The 20,880-nt window shown below is 42.9% G+C and carries 16 protein-coding genes; 4 read left to right on the forward strand and 12 right to left on the reverse strand.

Annotated elements, in window-relative coordinates; all coding sequences use genetic code 11:
- Window positions 1–7 precede the first annotated feature (7 nt).
- The 4 genes from H6571_07485 to tpx form a co-directional block, all read right to left on the reverse strand.
- Entirely contained in the window at window positions 8–679 is a 672-nt protein-coding gene (locus H6571_07485) for a hypothetical protein (GenBank protein MCB9323569.1), read from the reverse strand.
- 25 nt (window positions 680–704) lie between these two features.
- Complete coding sequence (locus H6571_07490; protein ID MCB9323570.1) at window positions 705–1,121, reverse strand: GxxExxY protein; 417 nt, start codon at window positions 1,119–1,121, stop codon at window positions 705–707.
- Window positions 1,122–1,727: 606 nt separating this feature from the next.
- Window positions 1,728–2,633 carry a gliding motility-associated ABC transporter ATP-binding subunit GldA gene (gldA, locus tag H6571_07495; protein MCB9323571.1) on the reverse strand — a complete coding sequence of 302 codons (906 nt, stop codon included), beginning with the start codon at window positions 2,631–2,633 and terminating at the stop codon, window positions 1,728–1,730.
- Between the two features lie 145 nt (window positions 2,634–2,778).
- The gene (gene tpx, locus H6571_07500) at window positions 2,779–3,294 is read right to left on the reverse strand and encodes a thiol peroxidase (GenBank protein MCB9323572.1); all 516 of its coding nucleotides are present in this window, start codon (window positions 3,292–3,294) and stop codon (window positions 2,779–2,781) included.
- A gap of 328 nt (window positions 3,295–3,622) precedes the next feature.
- Between tpx and H6571_07505 the strand changes: the two genes are divergently transcribed.
- Window positions 3,623–4,303, forward strand: coding sequence for an outer membrane beta-barrel protein (locus tag H6571_07505; protein MCB9323573.1), 681 nt, complete (start codon window positions 3,623–3,625; stop codon window positions 4,301–4,303).
- A gap of 128 nt (window positions 4,304–4,431) precedes the next feature.
- Here the strand turns inward: H6571_07505 and H6571_07510 are convergent, their stop codons facing one another.
- The 5 genes from H6571_07510 to H6571_07530 all read right to left on the reverse strand — a co-directional run bounded on the left by H6571_07510 (window position 4,432) and on the right by H6571_07530 (window position 11,398).
- Window positions 4,432–5,064 (reverse strand): response regulator transcription factor, encoded by a 633-nt coding sequence (locus H6571_07510; GenBank protein MCB9323574.1) that lies wholly within the window; start codon window positions 5,062–5,064, stop codon window positions 4,432–4,434.
- A gap of 409 nt (window positions 5,065–5,473) precedes the next feature.
- Complete coding sequence (locus tag H6571_07515) at window positions 5,474–5,953, reverse strand: hypothetical protein (protein MCB9323575.1); 480 nt, start codon at window positions 5,951–5,953, stop codon at window positions 5,474–5,476.
- 14 nt (window positions 5,954–5,967) lie between these two features.
- The gene (locus H6571_07520; protein MCB9323576.1) at window positions 5,968–6,627 is read right to left on the reverse strand and encodes a DUF5012 domain-containing protein; all 660 of its coding nucleotides are present in this window, start codon (window positions 6,625–6,627) and stop codon (window positions 5,968–5,970) included.
- A 32-nt stretch (window positions 6,628–6,659) separates the two neighbouring features.
- Window positions 6,660–8,129, reverse strand: a complete 1,470-nt coding sequence (locus H6571_07525; GenBank protein MCB9323577.1) for a SusD/RagB family nutrient-binding outer membrane lipoprotein — start codon at window positions 8,127–8,129, stop codon at window positions 6,660–6,662.
- Window positions 8,130–8,209: 80 nt separating this feature from the next.
- Window positions 8,210–11,398, reverse strand: a complete 3,189-nt coding sequence (locus H6571_07530; protein MCB9323578.1) for a SusC/RagA family TonB-linked outer membrane protein — start codon at window positions 11,396–11,398, stop codon at window positions 8,210–8,212.
- Window positions 11,399–11,947: 549 nt separating this feature from the next.
- On the opposite strand from H6571_07530, the gene H6571_07535 reads away from it, so the two are divergent.
- Together H6571_07535 and H6571_07540 are read left to right on the forward strand one after the other, a co-directional pair.
- Window positions 11,948–13,201, forward strand: coding sequence for a methionine adenosyltransferase (locus tag H6571_07535; GenBank protein ID MCB9323579.1), 1,254 nt, complete (start codon window positions 11,948–11,950; stop codon window positions 13,199–13,201).
- 115 nt (window positions 13,202–13,316) lie between these two features.
- Entirely contained in the window at window positions 13,317–15,368 is a 2,052-nt protein-coding gene (locus H6571_07540; GenBank protein ID MCB9323580.1) for a DUF3857 domain-containing protein, read from the forward strand.
- Window positions 15,369–15,854: 486 nt separating this feature from the next.
- Here H6571_07540 and H6571_07545 read toward each other — a convergent pair whose 3' ends face one another.
- Window positions 15,855–17,489 (reverse strand): hypothetical protein, encoded by a 1,635-nt coding sequence (locus H6571_07545; GenBank protein ID MCB9323581.1) that lies wholly within the window; start codon window positions 17,487–17,489, stop codon window positions 15,855–15,857.
- A 367-nt stretch (window positions 17,490–17,856) separates the two neighbouring features.
- Here H6571_07545 and H6571_07550 point away from each other — a divergent pair, with 367 nt between their 5' ends.
- Window positions 17,857–19,476 carry a S8 family peptidase gene (locus H6571_07550; protein ID MCB9323582.1) on the forward strand — a complete coding sequence of 540 codons (1,620 nt, stop codon included), beginning with the start codon at window positions 17,857–17,859 and terminating at the stop codon, window positions 19,474–19,476.
- A 320-nt stretch (window positions 19,477–19,796) separates the two neighbouring features.
- Here H6571_07550 and rpmA read toward each other — a convergent pair whose 3' ends face one another.
- Together rpmA and rplU are read right to left on the reverse strand one after the other, a co-directional pair.
- Entirely contained in the window at window positions 19,797–20,492 is a 696-nt protein-coding gene (rpmA, locus tag H6571_07555; protein MCB9323583.1) for a 50S ribosomal protein L27, read from the reverse strand.
- Between the two features lie 38 nt (window positions 20,493–20,530).
- The gene (rplU, locus tag H6571_07560) at window positions 20,531–20,839 is read right to left on the reverse strand and encodes a 50S ribosomal protein L21 (protein ID MCB9323584.1); all 309 of its coding nucleotides are present in this window, start codon (window positions 20,837–20,839) and stop codon (window positions 20,531–20,533) included.
- Window positions 20,840–20,880: the final 41 nt, after the last annotated feature.

The raw sequence follows: 20,880 nt of genomic DNA on the forward strand, positions 1-20,880 counted from the left end.
TTGCTGTTTACTCGTTGCTGGTTGTTGGTTTTATGGTATAGACTTCGTGGCGGTCATCAAAAATAAGCAGGCTTTTAAACAGTTTTGCCTGAGCTTCTTCTTCCCTGAGTGCCGATAAGGCTTCCCAAAGCGGAGGATCAATATTTTTAATGGCCAGCAAAAAGTTCACAGGGTTAAAATCCTGAATTTCCCCCGTTTCAAAAAAAAGCATCTTTTCTCTTTTTACCTCACGGATATTTTTGACTTTCCCGGTCCGGAAAGGCCGGCCATTTACGGGATTGTATGCGGAAATTTCAACCCATTCCGAGACATCCTCCTCATATGTAAAATAACACAGTTTTCCGCGAACCCTAAGGGCTGTAAAAGTGGCAAACGCTTCCTCATTGCGAAGGCGAATATAAGGAATTCCATTATAGGAAAATCCCCATATTTCCGAAAAAGGAATTTTACCGACCGCTTTAAGAACAAATTCCTCGGTTTTCGAAATGAAGGATTCCCCGTTGATAAAAACCTGGCTAACCACATCATCCCATTTGTAATTGGGGCTATTGTCTTGAAAAGCTTTGAAATTGAGGTAAATGCCATCCTCAAATTTGAAGTTTTTCGATACCAGCACGCTATCCTGCGCCCTCAGTATCGAAAAACTTAAAAAGGTACATATAAAAAAAAGGTACCGCATATTAAATTTTATTCCATTTTAAAGTTTAGGTTTCCGGCAATCTTTCAAAAATATCGTTTACCATCGTTTTCTGACCTTCGTAGTAAATGTTGGTACAATTGAAATTGATCAAAATTCCTTTTGGTTTTTCCATCAATTTCATTTGGGTCAGCAACTGGGCATCAAAAATCGGCACCACAGAGGAAACAGCTTTCAATTCAACAATTATTGAATCCTCAACAAGCAGATCGTATCTGATCCCTGTATCCAGGTTGATCCCTTTGTAGAACAAAGGTACATATTGCTGGGATTTAAAGTTTAACCCTAGTCGTTCCAATTCAAATTTCAAACACCGCTCATAAGCTTGCTCCAACAATCCCGGGCCAAGGTTTTTATGAACTTCAATGGCTGCACCGATAATTTTGAATGTCAGATCATCCAAATACTTTTTTGTGATTTTCATTAGGTTTTTGTTTATGAATTATACAAAATGGTTTACCTATATAAAATCCACGAAACTGGCAAACGTGACATTTTTTGGTGTACTTTTTTTTAACCAAGTCCCATAGAGCCCTTTTTAACTGACTTTGTGGTGCGTATTTAACACATAGTTACATAGTACTTTTTCCTCTGACTTCGTGTCCTTTGTGACTTTGTGGTGAATATTTTAACACATAGACACATAGTTTCCTTTTTACTGACTTCGTGTCCTTTGTGACTTTGTGGTGAATATTTTAACACATAGTCACATAGTTTCCTTTTTACTGACTTCGTGGCCTTTGTGACTTTGTGGTGAATATTTTAACACATAGTCACATAGTTTCCTTTTTACTGACTTCGTGCGCTTTGTGACTTTGTGGTGAATATTTTAACACATAGTTTCCTTTTTACTGACTTCGTGGCCTTTGTGACTTTGTGGTGAATATTTTAACACATAGACACATAGTTTCCTTTTTACTGACTTCGTGGCCTTTGTGACTTTGTGGTGAACCATTTAACACATAGACACATAGCACTATTTTCCTTGACTTTGTGGTGAACCCTTTATCGTTCAACTTTGCGTCGTACCTTATTTTGTTAGGGAACGGAAAATATCTTCTACACTCATATCTTCTTTATGCATTTCGAGTAAGGTCAACTTTTCCTTGACAGCAAAATGGAAAACATCAGTTCGGTGATCTGCATCGAGATCTGTCGAAAGTTTCCAGCGGTTTTTGCCGTCGGCTTTTACTTTTTTTACTCCTATAATTGACTTAAGTTTTTGCTCGGAGGTTTGTTGGTCAAATTCTACTGTGATGATGGTTTCACCTGTGATCCGGCTTTGCAGCTCATCAATGGTGTTATTTGCGACGAGTTTTCCTTTATTAATGATAAGCACCCGATCACAAAGAGCCTGCACCTCCTGCATGATGTGTGTCGAAAAAATAACCGTTTTGTCCTGTCCTGTTTTTTTGATCAGAGCCCGAATTTCAGCCAACTGGTTGGGGTCAAGACCGGTAGTAGGCTCGTCCAGAATAAGTACTTCGGGATCGTGGATCATGGCCTGTGCCAAGCCGACCCGCTGGCGGTAACCCTTTGACAAATCGCCGATAAGTTTTTTCTGTTCCCGTTCCAATCCCGTCAGCTCAATCATTTCATCGACACGAGATGTCATATTTTTTATTTTATGTAACCCGCCGATAAACCTGAGGTATTCTTTTACATACATGTCTTTGTACAAAGGATTATGCTCTGGCAGGTACCCGATGCGTTTCCTGACTTCCATTTCTTCCTCCTGCACATTGAATCCACAAACAGAGGCCTCTCCTGCCGTTGGGGGGATAAAGCTGGTTAGAATTTTCATGGTCGTGGTTTTTCCCGCGCCATTAGGCCCCAGGAAGCCAAGAATTTCTCCTTTTTTAGCTTCAAAGTTTATATTATCAATGGCTTTTTGATCGCCATAAACTTTTGTAAGTCCTTTAACAGAAACTGACATATATTATTTTTTAAATCCTCTGCGGATGAATCTATTCATCTCGTCCAATCTATTATTGGTTAACGGTTTTTTTAGATTGAAAAGTGCCCGCCAGTAAGTATTCTGAGCGGGCACTTTTTATTATTTATCCTTTGTAATATTCAATTTAAACCAGGCTTTTGGCAACCTCTAGCGCGGCATTGTAGTTCGGCTCGGTAGTGCCTTCCGGAACATATTCCACATGGCGCACCACACCACCTTTATCCACTACTACAATCCCCCGGGCAAGCAAGCCCAATTCATCCATAAAAAATCCGTAGTTAGCCGCAAATCCCAGGTCGCGATAGTCAGATAGGATAAGTACTTTGTCAATACCTTCCGCTGCACAAAATCTACTTTGCGCAAAAGGTAAATCTTTGGAGATTCCTAAAATAACAATGTCTTCGCCCAATTTGGCAGCCAGCTGGTTGAAAGTTCGGTTTTGAATGGCACAAAGTCCGGTATCCAATGAAGGGAATACCGAAATGACCACCACTTTACCTGCGTAATCAGACAATTTAACCTTATTCAAAGTAGCTCCTAAGGCTGTAAAATCCGGCGCTTTCTGACCTACTTTAATTTCGTTTCCTAACAAGGTTACCGGTCCACCTTTCCAGGTAACCTTTACGCTGTTTTTTTCCATTTTTCTTATTTTTAAAAATTAGATTTATATTTTATAAAATAGAGGTTGAAGGTAAAAATAATTCAGCGAACAATTTAATATTGCCGCCTGTTTTTAACGCTTTACTTTCCAAAATGTTATCTTTATAGCAGCGAAGACATCATGGAGATCGTTTAATAAAAGGTTAATCTTCTTTATGTTAATCCCCTATCCGTTTTGCCTCTTCAATCCAAATAGAATTATAATAAAGCCACATCATCATTTTAAAACAGGAGGTATCATCTTATCGGGTGATTGTCTTTTCTGTATTAAATCAATTCATGCTAATTTTCTAATAAAAACACCCGTAATGAAAAAAAAATTATTCCTTGCAGCCCTATTTTTCTCTTTCGTCCTAAATGTTTCCCATGGCCAAAAATTTGGCATCGCAGCACTGGCCGGAATAAACCTCTGTCAGATCAATGGCGATAACCAGCGGGGATACAAAAAAATTGGAATGACCGCTGGCCTGCGAAGCATCATCAACCTGGAAGACAGGTGGCAACTGCATACGGAGATCCTTTTCAGCCAGCGCGGAGCCTCCCCTTCTGACCGAAGGAACATCTCTCTTAACCTCAATTACGTAGAAACACCGGTTTACCTCTCTTTTCTCATTTCCGATTATGAATCCACCGGCATTTTCAGGGTTTATGCAGGGGCTTCCTTCGGGCGGCTCATTTCTTACGAAACGACGGAAATCTTCAACAATCCGGGATCTTCTATGGAAGGAGAAATTTTATCGCTCAGGGAAATTTCCTCTTATTTCAATCGGAATGATTTCGGTATTTTTGCAGGCGTGCATCTCCTGCCGGTCAATAATAAATTTGGAATTGATCTTCGCCAAACCTTTTCAGCCAACCTGCTTTTTGATAAAAATGAAGTGGACCATTTCATAAAAAATGATTCTATGCGATCCTATTTTATCAGTCTGCGCTTCTTTTACGAACTCAATAACATAGGCGATAAGAAAAAAAAGAGGCGGAGAAGATAGGAGGAGCCGAGGCAAAAAAAAGTCGTGCACCGGAGTGCACGACAACAAATTTGGACTAGTATGAAAAACTCTTATCACTAAGAGAAACAAATGATCTTTTGCCATTTATTTCTCTATGGAGATCAGGTTCAAAAATTCCGAACCCCTTCCCCGCTGGTTACTTTTAATACTGCTTCATGCCGGCTATTGACATGCAGTTTCCTGTAAATGTTTTTCAGATGAAATCTTACCGTATTGGGACTAATGAATAGCGTTCTTGCGATGTTTTTATAATTGTGTCCCTCGCACAACAGTTCCAATACCTCCGACTCACGCTTGGATATCTGGGAAAATTCAACCTTGTTTTTGTTAAAGGACATCACAACACGCCGGGCCACATCCATATTCAGGGGTGCCCCGCCATTGACCACTTCAGTAATGGCACTTAGCAATTTGGATGGAAAAATACTCTTGGAAAGATAACCACTTGCCCCTGCACTCAGCGCCTGAAAAATGTGGTCATCATCAGTCAGATGGGTAAGAATGACGATCTCAATATCCGGCAAGTGATTTTTGATTGATTTGATACACTCCACGCCAGACATTATAGGGAGATCTATATCCATTAAAATTACATCAGGACGAACACGACGTATATTTTTAAGGGCAGATTCTCCGTCGCTATAAGTAGCAATACAGGAAAATCCCTCTGCCGAATTGAGCAGATTCTGTAGCCCTTCTCTAACGTCACGTTGTTCATCAACGATCGCTACAGAAATCATATTTTTTTTTTGTCAGGTGATTCTAAACGTCTGAAATTTTCATTCCAAACGCTTTTGTTTTCTTTTGGCTTTCCGGAGTTCTTTTATAAAACGAATCTGTACCCATTTTCGCTGTGTTTTTGGTCTAAATAACCCTCAGCAATTCATAAAACGGGCGTTGGCAAATTCCTGGATAAAAATACAGTAACAATTCTTTCGCATCTACTACATACTTGGGTAGTCTGCGTTAAATAAATATTAAATTTTCCAATTAAATGCTTTCATCAAAAGACATAATAAAAACCGGGAAGTTGCTTTTTTAAATGGAAAATTTTAATAAAAATTGAATATTTTGAGGATTCACCCGGGCCAGGAAACTGAGAATCTATTCCCGGCCCAGGTGATCTTTTCAAGCCTGCATTTGCATCAATTAATGCTCGTCTTCAAGAAATCCTGTGCGCTTGTATCCGGAATATACATACTCAGTACCCGGATCATCGGCAAACTCCATTCTAAGATAAATGGAATCCGTTTTGTTGCCCCCGCTTGTGGTGGCTGCGGCTTTTATGATCTTACCTTCCAGGATGTTTACGGTAATGCTCTCATCATACAAATTATCAAGATTGGACCCACTGAGTACCATGCTACCAAGGTCTGCCGTGGCATGCACTTTGAAGGGCCACAATTCATGATCATCGATAAAAATATCCTTATCTGAATTGGCCGCAGTATTAAAAGTGCTCATCAAATTATACCCGGTAAGGGCATTACCTTCATAATATACCTTGATCCACCATTCTCCGCACATCTCCTGGAGCAGCACGCCTCCTATTTCAGGTTCTTTGCCGAGATCGCAGGCGGTAAGCTGCATCAATGCAGCGGCGAAAATTAATATTTTAAAATTCTTCATTATATCAATTTTGATTAGTTAGTAATTTTTGTAAGTTCAACATCGAAACCAAAAGCATAATCCACCAGGGTAGCTCTCCATGTCATGGTCTGGTGATCGTCACTGATCTCTCCATTGGTCAATTCCACGGGGCCAAAAGCGCAGTTACCTACCCCGGCGGTGACGGTATTCCCGGAAATTTGAATGGTGGACGGAGCGGCATAGTCATTGCCGTAACTTCTTCCGAATTCATAATACCCCCCAAGCAGGTCAGAAATAAAATATCCGCCCCCAGGGTTGGTGGAAAGCAGGATAAGTCCACCGCTAACGCCTACACGCGTACCGTCGTAAATCCCCACAACATCTCCGTTTTCATAAACGATCACGGTTCTGGAAAGTGAAGAAGCAAAACCATCAGAATTTACAGCACTGTATGAAATATTGTAAAAACCAGGTGTATTTACATCCACGCTCCCCGAAACCACTACTGGAATTTCATCCCCATTTTCGGTTGCCGTTACACCGGGATCATTAAACGCCTCTCCTATCGGTTGAAAGACGACAGGCGCTCCTGCCATGGTCAAATCAGCAAAAAAAGTGGTTCTGGAGAGATTTTCCGTCTCCAGCTCTTTAGTACACGACGTAGCAATAACCATCGATATGGCCAATGCCGCTATTATTTTAGTTATTTTCATTTATGTTGAATTTAATTAATTAAAAAAGCCAATTACTTTGCCCACCAAACTCGCTCAGTAATAGGTTGTTCCACTGGGGTATTGCTGTTATTCCTCCTGGTCAGGTCAGGAAAAATAAGCCTGCGGGGAAATACCCCATTGGTCACCCCGGCAATGGAATAGGTGTACTCCCCGGGTACATAATTAGGATCATCAGCCGGGACACTGGAAATATTGGGAATGCCAGTCCTGTTTTGATCCATAAAAGATTCATAACCGCGTTCCACCATGGAAACCCATTTTTGCATCATGATGGCTTTCAGGTTTTGATCTAACGTTCCGTCCGGATAAGCATAAGCGCCCCCGTCACTGACGAGTCCGTCTCCATTTACCCCATGTCTGGCACAGGATTGCATCACCCCGCTGTTGTAATATCCGATCACATCACCGGAATTCCCGTAGCGGAGATTGGCCTCGGCAAGCATGAAATTAACTTCTTCTGTGGTGAAAAAATAAAAGGCAGTCGTTGGGCTAAATACAGCAACATCAGGAGCTGCCGGATCAATATCTGTTGACAAAGCATCAAAGTCACCTTGTCTCAATCCAAAGTGCCCGTTATTACCGGGATTAAAAAACGCATCGATCCTTGGATCATTGTTTTCCAGCAGGTATGAAATGAAAGTATGACTTCCTCTCAAATTGGTGGCAACATTTAGCTGTCGAACATTGGTTTCGTAAAGCGGGTAACTCCTGTTGGCCACATCTTCAAAAATATCCATAGCCGCATCCCCGGTGAGGAGATTATCACTGTTTAAAATTTTGGAAATCCCATCCTGGGCCACCGAACTTCTGGCTTCCGTCTGGCGAAGATAAATTTTCAGTTTAAGCGTATTGGCAAAACGTATCCAGCTATCGATCTGTCCGTCTTTGCCCAGCGCCCCAAAGACAAAATCTGTTTGTATCCAGGTATTGCCGTCGGCTGTAAAATCTTTGGCCAAAGCTTCATCCAACATATCGATCAATCCATCGTAAACATCCTGCCCCGAATCAAATACAGGTTCATTGATGCCTTCGTTCCCTTTTAATGCCTCGGAAAATGGAACTTGATCATAAAAATCAGCCAGAATCTGGTAGGTATATGCCATGAGGCTCGTAGCCTGAAGGTAAGCATTCCAGTTTCCTGCCTCTTCCGCACTCTTACGGATGACCGACAAATCGATCAATGCATCAGAATACAATTCTCTCCAGGCCACATTATAGCTGGATTTGGTCAGCCCGTAAGAATCTTCACTCCTGTATTGAGAAGCGACGTGGCTCTGTGTCCAGTGCTGAGACCATATTCCTCCCAATACACCGTAATAGCCATTGAGCACCCCTGCTATTTGTGCTTCTGCAGAGGGCAGTACCAGGGAAGGATCCACTTCCGTTGGATTGTTCGGATCTGAATTCACATCCAGGAAATCTGAACAGCTGGAAAGAAAGGCCAATAAAGTAAAGGCACTATAAATTACTATTTTTTTCATTTTTTTTAAATTTTTAGATTTTGAAATCAGGCCCGGAGCAAATGGCCGGTTCGGGCCCGATTGTCATGTATCATATTGTTTTAAAGGGACAACTTTAAGGTCACCCCATAAACTGCATTGGTCGGTGAGGAAGAGAATTCTCCGATCTTTCCGGCAAGTCCAATACCGAAAGTTGAGCCTTCAGGATCGACGAAGTGGTTTTCCTCAGGCGTCCACAAAACCAGGTTTCTGCCGAAAACGGTCAGGCTGGCTTTGCCAACGTGCAATTTATCGGTCAGTGTTGTCGGTAAATTATAAGACAAGGAAAGATTCCTCAGCTTGAAGAACGTTTTATCCAACACATGATTTTCTTCCCTGGCAGGAACAGAACTTCCCCCCCAGAAGGTGTAGATGTTGCTTCGGTCAATTTCAGTGGTATTTTCAGCGAAAGTGCCGTCTGAATTTTCAACCACTGAGTTCGGGATAATGTAAGGTTCACGGTCATTGTATTGCGTATTCCATGCATTGCCCACAAAATAATTCAACCGGGCCGTGTAAGACCAGAAAACACCTCCTTTACGGTAATCCACGTCAAAAGACAACGCAAAGTCACCATAAGTCAGCGTATTGCTCAATCCCATCTGGTAATCCGGATTGATGCTGCCCATCAACTTTTTGTCACTTGCCTGTTGCGGCAAACCATTTGAAGGGTTCACCACTACGTTTCCGTTCGGGTCCAACTGGGCCGTTGGAGAATAAATGGTTCCCAGGGGCTGGCCTACCTCGGCGCGTAATTCAATAGCGTAAGCTGTATTCAAGACGATGGAATTACCGGAAGCAGCATCCTGGTTAAGCTCGAGTACTTCGTTTTTATTCTTATTGAAATTGTAGTTAAGATCCCATCTGAATTTACCCTTCTTTACCGGCGTCAGGTTTAGCATAAACTCAATGCCCTTATTTTGAATTTTACCAATATTTACCGTCTGGCTGGTAAACCCGGAAGTCGGATCTTTCTCCACATTGATGATTTGATCCGTAGTGATCCGGTCATAATAGGCAATGTCCAAACCAATTCTGTTTTGGAACAAACGAACATCCGCTCCCACTTCATATTCAGTAGTGATCTCCGGCTGAAGCAGGTCATTTCCGATACGGTCCCCCAATTCAAAGGCGTTGGTGCCCCCTATTGGAAACTGGATGGTACCAAATCCACCCGCTGCGGCCTGGGCAGCAGTATAAATCGGTACAATTCTGTAAGGCGGCGCATCATTACCCACCTGGGCAACGGAAGCTCTCAACTTCAGGAAGGATAATGTTCCGGAAGGTAAGTTGAGGGCATCAGACAAAATAGCAGAAACGGTAAAAGCCGGATAGAAAAACGAATTGTTATCAGTAGGTAAGGTAGAAGACCAGTCATTTCTCGCCTGTAAAGTGGCGTATAACCAATCCCGGTAACCCAAATTCACAATGCTGTACACCCCAACCAACCTTCTCAGCGAAATCGCGGAGGCGGAGGTAGGATTTACAGTGGAGTTAGACAATTGATAAAACCCCGGAATGGTAAGATCTGTAACAAAGGTGGCTACGTATTTAGTATATTGTTCGTTTACGTTGGATCCGAGTGTTACATCAAGGCTGAGATCATTGCCAATGTTGGTGTTGTAACTCAACAAGAGATCTCCATTCATTTGCCGGCGGGTAATGTTATTCTCAGCAACACGTCCGACCACATCATTCGAAGAAGAGTTTGGAGAGCCCGGAGTAATCCGCGCCACATTTCCATAATCGAAAATGCCGGCGTTGGAAAAGTCCCCACCGATGCGGAGAGAAGCTTTTAATTTGTCCGTAAAGCGATATTGGATATTGGTATTTCCCCTGACCCGATTTTCAGAATACTCATTCCCCTGGTTGTTTAAAATGTAATAAGGATTCTGGGCATAAGGCGTAAAATAATTATCGAGGTTATTGAATTTCCCTTCATAATCCTTATGGTCCACGATGGAAATATCGCGGGGAATCTGGATCAGTTCCTGGAACAATACTTTACCGGCGCCGGCATCATCTCCCTGACCGGTAGCGATGGCCTTTTGTTCCTTGTTCATAAATTCAACAGAAGCCCCAATGGTGACCTTTTCATTGCCGATCTCTCCCTTCAGGCCGACCGTATTTCTTTTGTAGGAATCGGCATCCGTGGGCACCACACCATCTTCCTGGGCATTGGAATAGGAAAGTCTGAAACTTGCACTTTCATTCCCCCCGGCCACAGAAACGGAATTATTGACTCCATAACCGGTATCATAAAAATCACGGAGGTTGTTTTCCAAGGCAGTGAAAGGTTTCAGCTGACGGGAATTATCCACTGTATTTCCCCATAAACGGAGTTCATTGTCTGTCTTAGGTCCCCAGCTCCCATTTTCAATATTATCGAACAGGCCACTCCAGCCCTGACCGAAAGTATTTTGCATATGGGGCAACCTGTTCACCTGGGAACGCGTGTAAGAACCGGAGTAATCAACAGTAAGTTTTTGATTACGCTTTCCCGATTTGGTGGTAATAATAATGGCTCCGTTGGCGGCACGGGAACCATAAAGCGCTGTGGCCGCGGCTCCTTTCAAAACTGAAATATTTTCGATATCATCAGGGTTTATATCATTGACCTGGTTACCAAAATCCTGGGATCGGTTAAAATCATCCAGCGGGTTTAATAAGGTAGTAACGGATGTATTGTTACCGTTGGAAGCCGGCACTCCGTCAATGACGAGCAGTGCCTGGTTATTTCCGGTAACCGACCCATACCCCCGGATGACAATCTCCGAACTTCCTCCGGGTTGACTGTTGGTGTTTACGGTCAGTCCGGCAACCTTCCCGGAAAGCGCATCCACAAAACTGTTGTTCCGCGTTTTGGTGATCTCATCCCCATCGACCTGGGTTACTCCATAACCGAGTGTTTTCTCGTCTTTTTCAATACCGAGTGCGGTGACCACGGCAGTCTGCAGGGTGATCCCTTCAGTCAGGACGACGTCAATCACATTGGATATTCCGATGGGAATTTCCTTTGGGTCAAATCCGGTAAAGCTGAAAATCAGGACATCGCGGCCCTCGGCAACGCTAAGCGTGTATCGACCGTCAAAATCTGTTACCGTACCGGAGGTGGTTCCCTTGACGAGAATACTTGCCCCGATTAGCGGCTCTCCGGTTTGGTCTGTGACCGTGCCACTTATGGAACGTTGTGCAAGCGCTATGCCCAAGGTAAATAGTACCATCGACACAACAAGTAAAGTTTTTTTCATCATAACTTTAATAAAATTGGTGAAACAATAGACATACTTCTTTCTGAGTACCTGCCCGTCGGCAGCTCTTTGTTTTTCATACTGAGTCCATTGTTTTGCAGAGGGAATGCTCCGGATGGTGCGCCCCTTTACAGCAACATAAATTTTATGTGCTAATGATGATGATTCAACCTGCCTGTCCAAAGCAGGTTGTGACAACTTTTGGAAAATATATTATTGATAAAAACCTGTCGAATGTAAGCCGACAAGCACAAAGGCTGGTAGTTGGTTGTGAATTGAATCCTTCTGAAAAGTGCATAGAAGTTTCTCAATTCCATACAAAGGTAATCGGTTGCTGAAAGTTACAAACTACACATTTGGGTAGTTTTGGATCAAAAGTGGAGTGGTACAAAAAAGAACTGCACCCTTTTTAAGTCCATTCCTTCCCAAAAAGCCCCCCACGTGAAGGCTTTATAAAATTTATTTTTTAAAATTTTAAATTCTCCAGAGTATAACCCAATAATCATATAATTATCTAAATTTGCAGCGACTTTAAAAAAAAATAATACTATGCCTTATCTTTTTACATCGGAATCTGTTTCCGAAGGTCATCCCGATAAAGTTTCCGATCAGATTTCTGATGCCCTTGTTGACCATTTCCTGGCTTTTGACCCAAGTTCAAAAGTGGCTTGTGAAACCCTTGTGACTACCGGACAGGTAGTACTCGCGGGAGAGGTAAAATCCAGTACTTACCTCGATGTTCAGAAAATTGCCAGAGATGTCATCAACAGGATTGGATATACCAAATCTGAATACATGTTTGAGGGCAATTCCTGTGGCGTACTGTCTTCTATCCATGAACAATCTCCCGACATCAACCAGGGGGTGGAACGTTCCAACCCGGAGGATCAGGGCGCCGGCGACCAGGGTATGATGTTTGGTTATGCCAGCAATGAAACCGATAACTATATGCCTTTGGCGCTTGACCTGGCTCACAAAATTCTGGTGGAACTCGCTGCAATCCGTAAAGAAGGCAAATTAATGACTTACCTGCGACCGGATTCAAAATCCCAGGTAACTATAGAATATTCAGATGACAATAAGCCGCAACGCATCGATTCAATCGTCGTATCTACCCAGCATGACGATTTTGATGAGGATGCAAAAATGCTGGCGAAGATTCGTGAGGATGTCATCAATATCGTCATCCCAAGGGTGAAAGCCACGATCAAACCCGAATTGCAAAAATTATTTACCGACCACATCACCTACCACGTCAACCCAACAGGAAAATTCGTCATTGGGGGACCGCACGGAGATACCGGATTGACCGGACGTAAAATCATCGTTGATACTTACGGGGGAAAAGGAGCTCACGGTGGAGGTGCTTTTTCCGGAAAGGATCCTTCAAAAGTGGATCGTTCTGCAGCCTACGCTACACGCCATATTGCCAAAAACCTGGTGGCCGCCGGTGTTTGTGATGAAGTATTGGTTCAGGTTTCTTACGCCATCGGCGTTGCAAAACCGACTAATATTTACATCCAGACTTACGGAACATCAAGGGTCGGGTTGACTGACGGGCAGATCGCTGAAAAAGTAATGGAAGTGTTTGATATGCGTCCGTATGCCATCGAACAGCGGCTCAAACTGCGCAACCCTATTTATTCAGATACTGCAGCTTACGGGCATATGGGCAGAACACCGGAAGTCAAAACCATCACGCTCGTGAATGGTTCCGGAGAGAAAAAGGTAATGGAAGTAGAAACCTTTACCTGGGAAAAACTCGATTTTGTAGATAAAGTCAAAAAAGCCTTTTATTTATAATCATTATAAATTTCAGAAAAAGTGATAAAAAAGCCGGTTCAATTGAATCGGCTTTTTTATTTTGCACCCTTTAAACCAACCCAATTGTCCAAATTCATCATTTAAATTGAATCAAATGAAGACATCTTCCTTTTCCAGGTATTTCTTATTGGCACTCATTCTACCCCTCGTCACCTTCCAGGGATTCTCCCAAAAAGTGAAATTCGGGAAGGTCGATATGTCAGACATGAAAATGACTGAATACGATCAGGACCCCGAGGCTGTTGCCCTTGTGCTTTATGAAAGTCAGAATATTCAATTTCTGTATAATAACGATAAAGGTTTTCAGGTTCAGACCAACCGGCACATCAGGATCAAGGTTTTTAAGAAATCCGGTTTTGATTATGTGGACATTCCCATCTCACTGTACCAGTCCGATGGCAATTATGAAAAACTGACCGCTTTCAAGGCCATAACCTACAACCTTGTTGATGGAAACATCGAAAAAGAAAAAATCGGACAGCGGGAGACATTCGAGGAGGAGGTCGATAAATACACCATGGTTGTAAAATTCGCCATGCCAAATTTGCAGGAAGGGTCTGTAGTAGATATCAATTATACGGTTCTTTCTGATTTCCTTTTTGAACTCACCCCCTGGCGCTACCAGTATGAAATACCCGTGGTAAAGAGTGAGTTTTTTGCTGAAATCCCCGAATATTTCATTTACAAAACCACAAGCCAGGGTTATGAACATGGATCGATCACCAAAAATGAAACTTCATTCGGACAAGGAAAATTTTCCTTTCGAACCAGTACTTCGCCTAACCAGATCAATGGTGCAATGACTGAAATGTCCTCCATACAATTTAAAACCCAAAGGTATGAATTTGAGGCAAAGGAAGTTCCTGCATTCCATTCAGAACCCTATATGGCAGCTCCTTCCAATTTTATATCAAAAGTTGAATTTGAATTGTCCGGCACGGATTTCCCTTCTTCCTACCGACAGGAATTCAACAGGACCTGGGAGAATGTACGCCACCTTTTGATGACGGATAGTGATTTCGGCGGGCGGCTGGACCGGAAAAGGCCAGTATTGTCCACCACAGAAGAATTGACTAAAGACTTGGAAACGAATGAAGAAAAAATTTCTGCCATTTTCCAATACGTTCAAAAACAATACAGGTGGAACGGCAGTTTTTCTCATTTTCCAAGGACTTCGATCATCGACCTGCTCAGCACGCACGAAGGTTCTTCTTCCGATCTCAATTTTTTATTATTGCAAATGTTAAGGGCTGCGGACATTGAAGCCTATCCCGTTTCACTCAGCACCAGAAACCATGGTTTTATCAATCCTGTCAGCCCCCGAATTACCCAGTTCAACCATGTCATTGCCGCTGCAAAAATCGGGGAAAACTTCATCCTCATGGATGCCACTGACGAATATACCCCCATCGGGATGCTTCCTGATTACGATCTGAATTTGAGGGGCCGGCTGTTTACAGATACTTATACAGATTGGGTATCACTTATCCCTTCCAAAAAGTATAAAACGGCCACCCAGGCCAAGTTGTTACTCAATGAAGACGGCACCTTTGAAGGGAGCATCAATATGCTCCTTTCCGACTATGCTGCCCTGGATTTCAGAGAAAGAATGCAAAAGCAAACCGGTGGCGATAAAGCAACTTTTTTGAATTCCAAGGAAAAAGAAGATGAGGAAGGATTGGAAGTTCTTTCATCCGCTTTTGAAAATGTTGACAATTTCGATGAAAAGATTACTGCTTCCTATGAAGTAAAGATCGTGGATAAAGCCATTCAAAACGGTGACCTGATTTACTTTGAACCTCTCTTGTTTTTTGGGGTAAAAGAAAATCCTTTTACAGCAGAGAATCGAAAATTTCCAGTAGATCTCCTGCTTCCAATAGATCAGACCTATATCCTTCAATTGACCATTCCTGACGGATATGTCATTGAAGAACTTCCTGAAAACATTGCATTTTCGCTTCCGGAAAGCGGGGGTAGTTTTTTGTACGAATTTAAAAAAGTGAATGATCGCCTGGTACAACTCACCAACAGAATGAGCATCAAGGAAACGTTCTTCCTGCCAAACAACTATCTGCCACTTAGGGAATATTTCAATCTTATTATTGAAAAACAAGGCGCTCAAGTAGTACTAAAAAAGGTAGATTGAGGAAGTTTTGTCAAAATTTGGTAATAAAATTTGGGCACCCCTTATTTTTTAAAGTTGAAAAATTCGATTTAAATTTGACTGTTAAATAATGGCAATCAATACGTTACGGGTTAATGGTTTCAAATAAATAACATCACAACTCGCAACTCGCAACAAAGACAATTACTGAAATACCAGGGTGAACTTATGTTTCAACTTTCCCCCGTTTTGTTTGTTTATTTTTTTTATTAGCTTTGATTTCAAACTGAACAATTCAAAACAATGGAGAAAGAACAAAAGCAAGGATTGAAAAACTGGTTGAAACGTATAGGCGTTTTAGGATTTTTGTTTTTTTTCTTCAAAGGTCTCGTCTGGTTAGTCGTTTTGTTTGGCATCGGTAAATGCAGTATGGGATAGTTACCGAAATAAGCCTTGCCACTTTTTTTCTCCCGGTAAAAACGGAATTTTTATCATTTTTCTTTTCACAAGAGCCCACAACCCGATTCTTCAATACATCAGGCCAAACAAAATCTGTACAAATAATACTTTGAAAATCAGGGAAACAGGTAATATCAGGGTATAACCCAATATTGGTAATTTGTTTTGAGTCCGATCCAGCACGAAATCCAGTATAGCGGGTTGTGTGGCGACCATGCCCAACAAAATGCTGAAAGGGATTTTTAATAATTTGTACCCGGCCAACAAGGTAATACTGGCGGTCAAAAAACTGATGATGCTTCCCGCCAGTACGATCCAGCCTCCTCCCCCACTTGAAATGGTACTCACAAAAGTATGTCCGGAATTCACCCCGATCCCTGCCAGCAGTAAGATCAAACCTATCTGCCGCAAAGTAAGGTTGGCACTATAAGGCAAGGTCCAGACGATGGGGCCTGTTCTGCGTAAAGCGCCTAATATCAAGGCCACCATAATGATGCCTCCTGCAAACCCCAGTTTAAAAGTGACCCCACCGGGCAACTGAATGCTTACCATACCCAGCAGCAATCCCATTGCCATGCCCAGTCCGAAGGATAAAAGATTGATTCGCGATAACGCTTCAAAAGAGTCGCCAAAAAATGCAGATATTTTGGAAACGTCATTTCGTCGGGCGACGAATAAAACCTGGTCGCCGAGTTCCATCACCGTATTGCCACCAGCCAGGAGGTCGATATCTCCCCGACGAATAGTGGCTACCATGGCGGAAAATTTTTCCGGTAAATTCAGGGCGGCAAGACGCTCTCCTGCGATTTTGGGATTAGACACAAAAATACGTTTGGTAATATAGTCCGACAAGTGTTCCGGCATATCGTACGGGAGCATCTCTCCCAGGGCCGCGGCAACTCTTTCAATTTCTGTCTTGTCCCCAACCACCACGACCCTGTCATCCAATTCGAATTTTGAATCCCAGTTGGTCAATTCAAACACCTCTCCCCTTTGCAGGCGGCCGAATACAACTTTCCACTGATGCTCCCGTTTCAGATCACGAATAGAAATATTCGTAAATTCCGGGCGGATAATCACGAGGGTCTTTTTGATGATCTCTTGTTTGACAGGATAATCATGTTTGAGCTCCTCTTCTTCCTTTTTTAGATCAATTTTCAATAATTTGCTCATCACCTGTATAGCAATTATAGCTCCGATGAGCCCCATAGGATAGGTCAGTGAATATCCCACGACTGCCTGTTGACTCATTTTAAGCAGCTGCTCAGCCGTCAGCTCTTTGTTGCTTATCACATCCAGCAGTCCTGCGAGAGCAGGCGTATTGGTGGTGCTCCCGGCAAATATTCCGGAAGTAGTGGTGGCTGAAAACCCGAAGATAAAATGTAATCCCAAAGCGATGGCTGCCGACAGTGCAATCATCATTACCACAAAAGATATATCCCTCAGCCCCTTCTGCTGAAAACTCTGGAAAAAGCTGGGCCCGCTGGAAAGGCCTATGGAATACACAAATATCGCCAGCCCCAGAAATATGATGGACTCCTCAATACGCAGGTCGGGGCTCAATCCACCAAAAAACAAGCCCACAAATAAAACCGCCGCAACCCCTAGGCCCGTTCCTTTAAACTTAATGCTGCCAAGGCCATAACCGATTCCGGCCACCACAAACAGTAGTAAAATGGGATTTTCTATAAAAACCTGAATCATATTTTCTTTTTTATGTGCCCAATTTTGCCTCCTTTAAAATACGAGTGCTTAAAATTGATGGCCTGAAACAAAGCCACAAAGATTTGTCAATTACTGCTTATTATGCAATTTTTTGTACTATAAGGAACGATGAAAAAACAAGTCAACATTCTAAATCTTGTAAATCACTGAAAATCAGTACTTTTAAACCAGCCTTCCTGCGGAGCTGGCAGGTTTATCATTTTAAACCTGCTTTCCTGCGTCTGCAGGTGAGGTTTTAAATTTTCCTAAGTTCTTAAAGAATCCTTTAGCAGGTAAACTGAACAAATTAAATTACGTTTTTATTTAAAGCCTGTATATTTGCCGGGTAAAAAAACATTCGCGCTTTATGAAGTATTGCTTCGTCCTCTTTATGTGTTTTCTCTCAAGCTTATCCCTCTCTGGCCAGTTGCGTTCCGAAGTATCCTCCATCGACCGGGAACTCATCGTTTGGTTAACTCCGGAAACTGATATTAATGCATTTATTTCAAATTTAAACAAAAGGCAAGACCTTTCCACCTTTCGTTGGATGAAAAACTTAGGACATCGTACTAATATTCATTTACTCCAATTTGATTCCGAAAAGGCGGACAAACAATCGGTCATTCAACAACTTCGCTCAAATAAAGATGTCATACAAGCTCAGTTTAATGCCGAAGTCAATTACCGTCTTACCCCTAACGATCTCAATTACGCCGAGCAGTGGGATATGGATCGCATAGCCATGCCTGAAGCCTGGGAACTGAGCACCGGTGGGCTTACCATCAATGGGGACACCATTGTCATCGCCATCCTCGATTCAGGATTTGATATCACCCATGTCGACCTGCGCGACAATGTCTGGTACAATCATGCCGAAATTCCCGGAGACAATATCGATAACGATAACAATGGTTACATCGATGATTACGTCGGCTGGAATTTCAGAACGGATACCAGTGCTCACGGGTTGAGCACCCACGGTCATTCCGCTGCGGGAATCGTCGGTGCCCGTGGCAACAACAAACTCGGAGTCAGCGGGGTCAACTGGAACATCAAGCTGATGTTGCTCGATACCAAAACCATCAGTTCTATCATTGCTGCCTACGAATATGTCATCGATATGAGAGAGTTATACAATACTTCCGGAGGCACACATGGAGCATTCGTTGTCGCCACAAATGCCTCCTGGGGCATTGAAAACCAGTTTTGCGATGAACAACCGATCATCAGGGATCTTTACGATCTCATGGGCAGCCATGGCATACTCACCGCCGCCGGAACCGCCAATACCAATTACAACGTGGATCTGTATGGGGATTTCCCCACCACCTGTCCCAGTGATTACCTGTTGACGGTCACCAATACCCTGATGAATGATGAAAAATCCCAGAATTCCGGTTTTGGCACGACTTCCATTGACATGGGAGTTCCCGGCGATGATTCCTATACGATACGCTTGAACGATGATTACGGAGTCTTTGGCAGTAATTCAGCAGCGGCTCCGCACCTGACAGGAGCCATTGGGTTGTTATACAGCCTGCTCTGCCCTGAAATGGCCACCGATGCCCTGATCCACCCGGCAGAGGTAGCCCGAGTGGTAAAAGATGTCTTGCTCAGTGGTGTTGATTCCGTTAATGCACTGGTTCCTTTTACCAAAACAGGAGGGCGGCTCAACGTGGCGAACAGCGCCTTCCAACTCCTGGAAAGCTGCTCCATAAGCACAGGTGATCTTAAGATTATTTCAATGATGCCCAACCCCGTCTCCGAAATCCTTTCTGTAGAATACCAAAGCCCCGATTTTAAAGAATATACCTTTTGGGTACACAATGCACTGGGGCAGCTGATCTTCAAAGAAACGGTTACGCCTAATCTGTTCAATGAAAAAATTTACCCCCTCGATGTTTCCCAGCTTTCGCCGGGGTTGTACACGGTGAGCATTTTGGGGAAAGAAGACATGGTCTCGGGGAAATTTTTGGTGGTGCGCTAAACATGGTAAATCCGAATTCATTCGGATTCGTCACACCCCCAATACACGAAATTTTTTGTTATTTTTCAACAATCAACCTATACTGTACTTATTGACCTTCGTCAGTATTCTGTATATCAACATTCAAACAGGCGCAGCCAATTTTAGATTTTTTGTCAGGTCATAAAAATACTCGTCTGCTAAAGATGTGCCCGGGACCATTTTTCTGTTCACACAATACATCATCCGAATAAATTCGGATATACTCAAAAACAAAAAGGCCCTGACCATAGGTCGGGGCCTTCAAAAAGCTATGAAAACTAAAACTATTGTTTTTGTTTTTATTCCTTAATATCTTCAGGTTCACGTCCACCCACCAGTCTGTCCTGGAGGTCTTCGAGTTCCTGCCAATTTGCTTCATGAGCTAATTTAGCCTGCTTAGCCCATGTTGCGGGGCTGTGCATACGGTAACGAGGACCAGCCTCATCGAGGATAGCCTGCACCTTTTCTTCAGAAGCATTTGCCAGATCTTCCCAGGTAACGATGCCTGCATCGTTGAGCAGCCCTTCAATCTTAGGACCAATGCCTTCGATCATTTTCAGGTCATCCTGGTTGATCTTTTTACCTGAAGGCAATTCAACCTTTGCAGCTTTTGCCGGAGCATCTTTTTTAGGAGCTTCGGTTGCCGGAGCTTTAGCAGCTACAGGAGCATCTTTCACAACTGGAGCCGGTTTCTCTTTTACCTGCTTTGGCGCTGGCTTGGCGATCGTTTCTTCCACCACATCAAAAGGAATGATACTTACGTACATTCTGTTCTTTTGTTTTTTTCTAAAAGCAACGGTACCGTCCACTTTTGCATGAAGCGTAAAATCTCTACCCAGGTAAACATTATCTCCAGGATGAAATTTTGTTCCTCTCTGGCGAACGATAATATTTCCGGCAAGTGCCAGCTGGCCACCAAATAACTTTACTCCAAGCCGTTTAGATTTACTGTCGCGGCCATTATCCGAACTACCTACACCTTTCTTATGTGCCATTTCTTTCTTTTTTTTTGGATTTAATAATGGACCGCCGCTTATCCGGCGATGCTGTCAATTTTGATTTTGGTGAAAGCCTGTCTGTGACCGTTTTTCACTTTATATCCTTTACGTCTTTTCTTTTTGAAGACAATAACTTTATCTCCTTTCTGACGGCCAAGAACAGTGGCGTTAACCTTTGCGTTCAATACCGGCGTGCCTACCTTGACTTTACCGTCATTATCGATCAGGAGTACCTGGTCGAAAGTGACGCTATCGCCGTCCTGGGCTTCGAGCTGGTGGACGAAGAGCTCCTGCCCTTCCTCAACTTTGAACTGCTGACCAGCTATGGTTACGATTGCGAACATTTGAATTATATTTTTTTATTTAAAAATCGGCTGCAAAGGTA

Source organism: Lewinellaceae bacterium (genome assembly GCA_020636105.1).
Taxonomy (GTDB): domain Bacteria; phylum Bacteroidota; class Bacteroidia; order Chitinophagales; family Saprospiraceae; genus BCD1.